This is a genomic window from Endozoicomonas sp. ALC013 (assembly GCF_049310205.1).
Classification (GTDB): Bacteria; Pseudomonadota; Gammaproteobacteria; order Pseudomonadales; family Endozoicomonadaceae; genus Endozoicomonas.
The window spans coordinates 1-7,056 of the sequence record NZ_JBLYNS010000193.1 but is presented as its reverse complement, the minus strand read 5'-3'; the positions used below and the strand labels follow the sequence as shown (position 1 = coordinate 7,056).

The window sequence follows — 7,056 nt, the reverse complement described above, 5'->3', positions numbered from 1 at the left end:
GGTGGCAGCCCCATCCATGGATGCCGCCTTAAACCATTCAATCTAAGTTCTTCGGGAAAAACCATAGATTCGCCATGCCGGCAGGCAGGCCACCAGAAAACCCAGTAAAAACAGCGACAACAACCAAAGCAGTTGTTCAAAAGGCAGTGCGATGCTGCTCACAACAGGAATCCAGCCCCCCAGGAACAGAGTCGATACTTTATAGAGAACAACACCAGAACAAAGAGCAAACAGGATTTGCAGCATCGGTTCTGCCAATGTCAGGACTGCCAGCTGCCACGGGCTTACCCCTACCATTCGTAGCAGTTCGACTTCCTGTTTTCGCTCGGCAAAACCGGCAGAAAGATTAAAATACATCATCATCAAAGAGAGCAATCCGATGATAAAACTCATGGCCATAAACACATTATTGAGCATTCGCTGATAGTGCCCAAGCTTTTCCAGTTCTAACGCAGGAATCACTACTTCAAGTGGTGTATTGAAGGTTGACTTCAGTTCTTTCTGCACCTTAAAGAGGGTGTGGTGATGGCGCAATTTTATCAAAATGAAATTAAGATGATCAGTTTTTATGCCATGGGCTTTTCGGATTTTTCGCAGCCCTTCAATAGGAATTAAAATATTACTGTCCAGTGAGGTTCCGGTTTCCATTAAAACCCCCTGAATAATAAATGGCGTTTGATACTCATCTTTTGATGAGGGTGAAAAGCCATTGGCTATCTTCAGGGTTTCTCCGGGCTGATAGTCTCCCGCCAGTCTGGCACCAATAAATGCCGAACGATGATTTCTGAACTCCGTGCCTGATCCATTGCCAATAAAATTAAGGGCTTTCAGCTGCAGCGTTTCCATATAACGTGCAGTACTGCCAGTCACTGTATATCCAAGATGGCTTTCGTTGGTAGACACCGGCGCAGCCCACTCCACATCCTTCAGTTCAGCAATGGTTTCATAGAGATCCCAGGATATTACCGGAGGAGGAGGGCCAATGCGAAAAAGGCTGTAAAGGACAAGATGTGCTGGCTGTGAAGGCGCTCCGACAATCAGGTCTGCACCTGAAGACACCTGTCGGGCATAGGATCGTACAGCTTCATGAATATGGCTGATCACCAGAAGAAGCGCAATGCTGAAAGCAAGAGCCAGAATCGAAATGGTTGTGCGTCCGGCTCTCTGACCAAGGCTTCTGCGCATAATCTTCATAATGACCATCGGTTTTCACGCTCCCTTGCCTGGTTCAAGGTATCCATGTTCACATACCGGTCAAAACCATCAATGCCGTTTTCATCATGGGTGGTACAGATCAGTGTGGCTCCACTTGCACGACACTCATCCTGTAACAGCTGGTAAACGGCTTTCTTCCCCTTGCAATCCATAGCCGAAGCCGGTTCATCCGCCAACACCATTTCAGGCTTGCCGATCAGCGCACGGGCAATGGCAAAGCGTTGCTGTTGACCGGCGCTGTATTGCGCAGCATTTTTTGATAGCCGTGACGGGTCTGTTAAGCTGAGCTTGCGAATCAGACGAATGGCATCCTTGGCGGCCGTTTCAGATTTCCTTTCTGCTTCAGACCGCCTTTTCGCCGAGAAATAGCAGGGCAACAAAATGTTATCGAATGCACTTAGATATGGCACCAGCCGATAATGCTGGAAAATAAATCCGATAGAGTCGGCACGGAGTCTTTCCAGAGAGGAGGTGCCAATTTTTCTCATATCATTGCCCAGAACCATCAGGTCACCACTGTTATAGCGAACAAGCCCCATCAGGGCTCTTAACAGGGTGGTTTTGCCAGAGCCATTCCTGCCTTGAAGGCACACCGTTTCACCAGCATCAATAACCAACTCCGGAATTCGCAAAACTTCAGTTTCACCAATACTCTGCTCAAGGTCATGAATGGCAACGGCCTGGACATTTGTCATCTTAATATTTCCGCCTTGATAAAGACCCGCAGTCAGGATAAACAACGATCCTGGTTTTCATGGTCATGGTTATCGGTCGTCTGCCAATAAAGATAAGCACCTGTAATGGGCTTCATAATCTGATCATGGAAAACAACAGGCTCATTTCATATGGAAAGAGACTCTGGCAGTGAATATTTTGGCCTATACTCGAAGCTGCCAGTCATCCAATAACCTGTCTGTTTTATCTGCGCGAGTAATCCCTACCCGATTAGACGTCAACCCTTCCCTAACTTGACACACCCGGAGTTTGATTCATGCCCTTCATCACTCCCCTTAAAACACTAACACTGTTCATCATCACCCTTTTTCTTGCTGGCTGCGCCAGTGATGGCCATCTGAACCGGTGGAGCCAATGTGCCCTGATCGGGGCGGGTACCGGCGGTCTTGTTGGCGCTGCAGCCAACAGTACGAGTTCATCCGACAGAGGTAAATCGGCCGCTTATGGTGCTATAGGTGGTGCCCTGGTCGGTACCGCTATCTGTGCGCTGACTGGCAGTGACAGTGATCACGATGGTGTTCCTGATAACAAAGACCGCTGTGCAGACACCCCCAAAGGCGTAACCGTCGATCACAGTGGCTGCCCGGTAGACTCCGATAATGACGGGGTTCCTGACTACCTGGATAAGTGCGCCAACACCCCTTACGGTGTCACAGTGGATGCTCACGGTTGCCCCGATTCCGACGGTGATGGCGTACCAGACAATATGGATCGCTGCCCCAATACCCCTGTCGATATGGCGGTTAACCAATATGGCTGCCCGATCGACAGTGATGGGGATGGTGTTCCCGATGACATTGATAAGTGCCCGGATACCCCCGAAGGCATTCCCGTCGATGCGGATGGCTGCCCACTACAGAGAGAACTGGGAATGGTTTACTTTGGCTTTGATAAAGCAGACATTGACCCGCCGGGCCGTCAGGCGCTGGACAAAATCGCTGATGTTGCCAAACAACAGTCTGACATTCATCTGACAGCTGTTGGTTACACCGACTCAACCGGCCCGCTGGAACACAACCGAAAACTGGCACTGCGCAGGGCTGAAAGTGTCAAACAATACCTGGAAGAGCGTGGCGTCAGTGGCAATCGCATCAAAGCCGTGGCCGGTGGTGTACTGGAGAGCGGAGATCAAACCAGAGAAGGCCGGAGAAACAACCGTCACGTGACCATCACCATTGAAGGGTAACCTTCATTAACTATTCAGGAACTGTTGTTTAATAACTTCGACATTTCAATAAGCGCTACCCGCTGCCCGAAAAAGACAGGCCACTTGTGCTTTTTTGGGAAGCGGGTAGCGAGCAAGTCTCAGCCAACGGCGGAACTTATTCCGCGACAATTCCTTACCTGTTTCTTTTGGAGCCTGTGAGATAGTATTGGTCAATACTCAAACCTACTCACCCAAAGTCTCCAAGCAGTATCCATGACAGACAATAGCAAAGCCTGTTTTTACGCCCTGGCCACGGCCTTATTGTGGTCGACCATTGCCACCGCCTTTAAAATAGCCCTTAAATATCTCGACCCATGGCAGCTGGTATTCTGGTCCGTGGCAACCTCCACCACCCTGCTTACCATCATTGTCATGATTCAGGGAAAGGCTGGTTTAGTTGTCTCCCAATTCAAACAATCATCGGGATTATTCCTGGCCCTGGGGCTGTTAAACCCTTTTCTCTATCACGTTGCCCTGTTCGGCGCTTACGACCTGCTTCCGGCGCAACAGGCGCAGGCATTAAACTACAGCTGGCCAATGGCACTGACCCTGCTTGCCGTTCCTTTGCTGGGTAAAAAACTGTCGCTTACCAGCCTGCTCTGCTGCCTGCTGGCCTACGGGGGTGTATTGCTTATCTGTACCCGTGGGGAGTTTGAAAGTCTTAATTTCGCCAGTCCCATCGGTGTTATTCTGGCACTGTCAAGCACCATTATCTGGGCGCTTTACTGGCTATTGAATACCCGGCGCGAAGGGGATCCTGTGGTTGGCCTGCTGATCTGCTTCCTCTGTGGACTGCCCTGGATTATTGGTGCCACCGCCCTCTTCTCCGATTTCTGGCCCATTGCCTCTGAAGGTCTGGCAGCAGCGGCCTATGTTGGTCTGATTGAAATGGGCTTTGCTTATATCCTGTGGCTGAAAGCCCTTAAACTGGCGGACAATACTGCCATGGTCAGCAATATCAGCTACCTCAGTCCGTTTCTATCACTGATTTTCATCGCCAATATTCTTGGTGAGTCTATCTATCCGGCCACCTATGCTGGCTTGATTATGATTATTGTTGCCGTTCTGGCTCAGCAGCACTTGAGTAGAAAATAAACGCCATGGCCAGAAACAGCTACTTTGCTTTTAAGCAGTTCAGAATTGACCAGGGTGAATGCGCCATGAAAGTCACCACGGATGCCTGCATCTTTGGTGCGCTTATTGCTGAGTCATCCGGCTTACGACATAGCCAGTCCATTCTGGATATTGGTGCAGGCACCGGGCTGCTCAGCCTGATGGCTGCTCAGAACTGCAATGGGAAAATCACGGCCGTGGAGCTGGATGAAGAAGCGTCACAACAAGCGGTCCTTAACTTTGCCGCCAGTCCCTGGGCCGATCAGCTGCAACTGGTCAATAGCGCTATCCAGATATTCTCTGCCACCAGTCAGCAACGCTTTGACTGTATCATTTCGAACCCGCCTTTTTTTCAACAATCCTTCAAGGGGGACGACCAGCGACGCAACATGGCCCGTCATACCGACAGCCTGAGTTTTACGGATCTTGCCAGGGTGATTTCCCGGCATTTGGCGACCACTGGCGAAGCCTGGATTTTACTGCCCGTGGATTCCACACAGCATTTTTTGAAAGCGGCTGCCACGGAAGGACTGGGTCTGATAAAGCAGATTGGGCTGCGTTCTTCCAGCCGTCATGGGAACCACCGCTATATCCTGGTGTTAAACCGGGATAAACCTCTGGAAACGCACGAGGAGACGGTCACTATATATACCCAGCCTCCTCACTACACGGAAGAAACCAGGCAGTTGATGTCACCTTATTATCTGGCTCTCTAGCACATCATTGCGATGAGTTTGATGTGTACAATCTCCGCTCACCCTGAGCGAAGTCGAAGGGTGATTGGCACAGTCTTTTTCAAGGTATGGTGTTTACGCCCTTCGACTCCGCTCAGGACGAACGGAGTTTGGGAATCATTAACCATCAATTGCATTGCAGCCGCACACTAGTAATCAGCCATGATATTCGATGCAAGTTCGTCAGACCTCAGGCCAATGTTCCGGTCACTTTGCATGACCTGCTCACTGATTGATGAATTAAGATGATCGGATGAGTAGGGAATGGCCAGTCGGACTCGTGGCCGGTTATCAAACTCCACTGCCCATAGCAACGTGACCAGAAACACGCCGCAAAATACCCACGCTGGTTTAATTTTTTTGAACACATTCAAATTTCAAGACCATATATGGCACTGATTTCTAAAAAAAAGCTCCTTTGGTAGTAGGAGCCTCGTTTTTTTTGGTGACGGGTATCAGTCAGGATTATTCCAGTTGTGATCACTGATTAAAACGTTTGTCCATCTCAGCTACTTTATCAAGCCGTCCCACTCTGTACCGAGTTCATTTATTTCACGGGCTGGTTCCTGCACAGGAACACTCTGCCTGTTCATTCGTTCCCGGATTCCCTTAATACCCTGGGATACCGAGTTGACCGCAGCGCTTGCCAGTTCTTTACCACGGGTAAGTGGTTTCATCGCCAGTTCCTTACCACGCAACCCATCCTGGTAACCAGTAACCCATTGATAGGTTGAATAGCCGGCAATCCCCAATCCGCCCGCAGCCAGAAGGGAACCTGTGGTAATTCCCATCGCCGCGGCTGTTGACGCTGTAGCGGCATTACTGCCGTCCATGTCGGCAATCATTCCTTCATCGCCAACACTCTTGTGCCCGATGCCGTGGTGTACCCCGGTGTCGGCAACCATTCCTCCATCGCCAACACTCCTCCGCCCGCGGTGGTGTGCCCCGGTGACGGCACTGTCGACCGTGCTGTTCACTACCGTGGGGTTGTCAACTATTCCTCCATAGTTAACCTGCCCAGCCCCGAAGTCGGCGCGTGCATTTTTACCCGAGGTTTTGACCGTGCAGTACTCCGCCGTGGTGTTGACAACCGTTCCTCTATTGTTAACCTCCCCACCCCCGATGCCAGCGTGTGCGTACTCACCCGAGGTGCTGACATGGCTATCTACCGCCTTGGTGTTGGCAACCTCTCCTCTATAGTCAACCAATCCCACCCCGATGGCGGCGTATGCTTCCGTTTCCGTGGTATTGACCGTGCAGCCCACCGCCTCGGTGTCGGCAACCTTTCCTCCATTGAAAACCACTCCCCCCCCGATGCCGGCGTAGGCATTTTTACCCGTGGTGTTGACCATGCTGTTCTCCGCCATGGTGTTGGCAACCGATCCTCTGGCGACAACATTGCCCCCTCCGATGCCAGCGTATGCATTGTCACCCGAGGTTTTGACCGTGCAACCCTGCGCTGCGGTGTTGCCAACCTTTCCTGTAACATACCCCCCCCCGATGCCGGCGTATGCCTGGTCTTCTGTGGTTTTGACCGTGCTGCCCACCGCCCTGGTGTTGCCAACCTTTCCTCCAAAGTAAACATTCCCCCCCCCGATACCGGCGTATGCACTCTCACCCGAGGTTTCCACCGTGCTATCCACCGCCGTGGTGTTGACAACCGTTCCCAGATCGGAAACCTGCCCCCCTCCGATGCCGGCGTATGCATTCTCACCCGAGGTATTGACCGTGCTGTTCTCCGCCGTGGTGTTGCCAACCATTCCTCCAGCGACAACGTTACCACCCCCGATGCCGGCGTATGCATATTCACCCAGGGTTTTGACCGTGCTGTTCACCGCTTTGGTATTGGCAACCGTTCCTCTAACTTCCCCACCCCCAATGCCGGCGTAAACTTTGTCACCCGAGGTTCTGACATGGCTATCTACCGCCGTGGTGTTGGCAACCGTTGCTTTAGCTTCAACCAGCCCGCCCCCGATGCCGACGTATGCACCCTCACCCGAGGTTTCGACCGTGCTGTTCCTCGCCGAGGTGTTGGCAACCGTCGCTTTAGCT

General features: G+C 51.5%; 6 protein-coding genes. 3 read left to right on the top strand and 3 right to left on the bottom strand.

Translation table 11 applies throughout. The features are described from left to right. Window positions 1-42: 42 nt before the first annotated feature. The gene (locus tag ACO6V1_RS21570; protein ID WP_422445810.1) at window positions 43-1,185 is read right to left on the bottom strand and encodes an ABC transporter permease; all 1,143 of its coding nucleotides are present in this window, start codon (window positions 1,183-1,185) and stop codon (window positions 43-45) included. Window positions 1,186-1,190: 5 nt separating this feature from the next. Further along, complete coding sequence (locus ACO6V1_RS21565; RefSeq protein ID WP_422445812.1) at window positions 1,191-1,910, bottom strand: ATP-binding cassette domain-containing protein; 720 nt, start codon at window positions 1,908-1,910, stop codon at window positions 1,191-1,193. Between the two features lie 296 nt (window positions 1,911-2,206). On the opposite strand from ACO6V1_RS21565, the gene ACO6V1_RS21560 reads away from it, so the two are divergent. The 3 genes from ACO6V1_RS21560 to ACO6V1_RS21550 all read left to right on the top strand — a co-directional run bounded on the left by ACO6V1_RS21560 (window position 2,207) and on the right by ACO6V1_RS21550 (window position 4,986). Further along, window positions 2,207-3,136 carry an OmpA family protein gene (locus ACO6V1_RS21560; protein WP_422445814.1) on the top strand — a complete coding sequence of 310 codons (930 nt, stop codon included), beginning with the start codon at window positions 2,207-2,209 and terminating at the stop codon, window positions 3,134-3,136. Window positions 3,137-3,370: 234 nt separating this feature from the next. Further along, the gene (locus ACO6V1_RS21555) at window positions 3,371-4,252 is read left to right on the top strand and encodes a DMT family transporter (RefSeq protein WP_422459711.1); all 882 of its coding nucleotides are present in this window, start codon (window positions 3,371-3,373) and stop codon (window positions 4,250-4,252) included. 5 nt (window positions 4,253-4,257) lie between these two features. Continuing rightward, the gene (locus ACO6V1_RS21550) at window positions 4,258-4,986 is read left to right on the top strand and encodes a tRNA1(Val) (adenine(37)-N6)-methyltransferase (RefSeq protein ID WP_422445818.1); all 729 of its coding nucleotides are present in this window, start codon (window positions 4,258-4,260) and stop codon (window positions 4,984-4,986) included. 527 nt (window positions 4,987-5,513) lie between these two features. Here the strand turns inward: ACO6V1_RS21550 and ACO6V1_RS21545 are convergent. Next, on the bottom strand, window positions 5,514-7,056 hold a 1,543-nt coding region (locus ACO6V1_RS21545), incomplete at its 5' end, for a hypothetical protein (protein ID WP_422468466.1).

Coding starts and splice junctions, on each gene's coding strand:
- ACO6V1_RS21560 (WP_422445814.1), top strand. CDS start 2,207: ATGCCCTTCATCACTCCCCTTAAAACACTAACACTGTTCATCATCACC.
- ACO6V1_RS21565 (WP_422445812.1), bottom strand. CDS start 1,910: ATGACAAATGTCCAGGCCGTTGCCATTCATGACCTTGAGCAGAGTATT.
- ACO6V1_RS21570 (WP_422445810.1), bottom strand. CDS start 1,185: ATGCGCAGAAGCCTTGGTCAGAGAGCCGGACGCACAACCATTTCGATT.
- ACO6V1_RS21550 (WP_422445818.1), top strand. CDS start 4,258: ATGGCCAGAAACAGCTACTTTGCTTTTAAGCAGTTCAGAATTGACCAG.
- ACO6V1_RS21555 (WP_422459711.1), top strand. CDS start 3,371: ATGACAGACAATAGCAAAGCCTGTTTTTACGCCCTGGCCACGGCCTTA.